Origin of the sequence: Extensimonas perlucida, assembly GCF_007655255.1 — a bacterium.
Taxonomy (GTDB): Bacteria; Pseudomonadota; Gammaproteobacteria; order Burkholderiales; family Burkholderiaceae_C; genus Extensimonas; species Extensimonas perlucida.
In genome coordinates this window covers 1-1,095 of sequence record NZ_VMYE01000049.1, presented here as the reverse complement: position 1 = coordinate 1,095, position 1,095 = coordinate 1, and the positions used below count along the sequence as shown (strand labels likewise).

Annotated in this window: 1 protein-coding gene and 1 pseudogene; one reads left to right on the top strand and one right to left on the bottom strand. The window is 59.8% G+C overall.

Annotated features, from left to right (window positions below; all coding sequences use genetic code 11):
- Positions 1–272: pseudogene (locus FK527_RS17165) on the bottom strand (ISKra4-like element ISTvi1 family transposase); the annotation flags it as partial.
- A 90-nt stretch (positions 273–362) separates the two neighbouring features.
- On the opposite strand from FK527_RS17165, the gene FK527_RS17160 reads away from it, so the two are divergent.
- Positions 363–623 carry a hypothetical protein gene (locus FK527_RS17160; protein WP_025297651.1) on the top strand — a complete coding sequence of 87 codons (261 nt, stop codon included), beginning with the start codon at positions 363–365 and terminating at the stop codon, positions 621–623.
- Positions 624–1,095 lie beyond the last annotated feature (472 nt).

Below are 1,095 nucleotides of genomic sequence, written 5' to 3'. Positions count from 1 at the left end.
CAGGAGTTTTTTTTACCCTCGCGGTGCACCCGCCCACCCCGGCGTAGTTCCTGCTCGGTGATGCGAACCTGGCGCTCAGCCCAGCCCTGCATCGCCTCCTGACCAAGACGGCGAAGCTCTTCGCTCAGGCGCTGCTCGGCGTCATCGGCGCGTTTCAAGTCCCCGTGTGCGTCCTGCACCGCACTCAGCAGCGATGCCACTCGCTGGCGGATCTGCGGATGCTCGCGAAGCCCTCGCACAATCTCCTCGTCGCTGATCTCGTCTGGTCTCATCACGCTGCCCTCCTGGCATTGCCGGCTTACGCCAATAGGCACTATTAAGACACATCAGTTTGAATCGCACCCGATTCAGACCCCTCGGTCGTGGACAGCCACAAGAACTATCTGCTGTTCCGCGACATTGCCGCTATGTCGCTGCTGCTCGTGCCCATAGTACCCGCGGTGATGTATTTCAGTGGGTTGGATACGCCTCGCATTCTGATCTCGACCGCTTGGTTCCTGGGTCAATATCTAGTCGCGGCATTCGCTGCGCGCACGACAGGCATCCGCTTCGTGCAGAACGTGCTGGCCGTGCATGCCAGCCGGAAAGTGACGAACTCGCGGAAGAAGGAGGCTGATGGATAGGTTCTGGCGCAGCCTCGTACACAAGGTCCTCCAGATGGCAGCGTATTGATCTTGACGGGAGCTTCCAGCTTCCCCGTTTTTTTGCATCCTGAGCAGCCCATAACGCTCGCTGCTGTTGTCGCATCAAACCGGAGAGCGCCGATTCCGGTTTGACAGTCGCTTCCATCGCCCCCCTGGAGTCGACTACCCACCCTGATCGTTTTCACGGTGGCTCGACATGCCAGCTCCCATATCCAACCCATCTGTAGCGCAGTGGCACCTGCTTGCGGCCGGACTCTTGGCTGTGCTGCTCGGCCCCTCCGCCTGGGCCGCCGATGTGCTCGTCGTCACCGACAGCCGTCATCCGAGTCTTTTCCAAATCAGGTATGAGCCTGAAGCCCCCGCAAAAAGCAGCGAGGCGCAACGAGTCGAATCGTTGTAGACGTCGGCAGTGTATTGGAGATTTTTCTCACCATCGTGGAGGGCTGTGGGC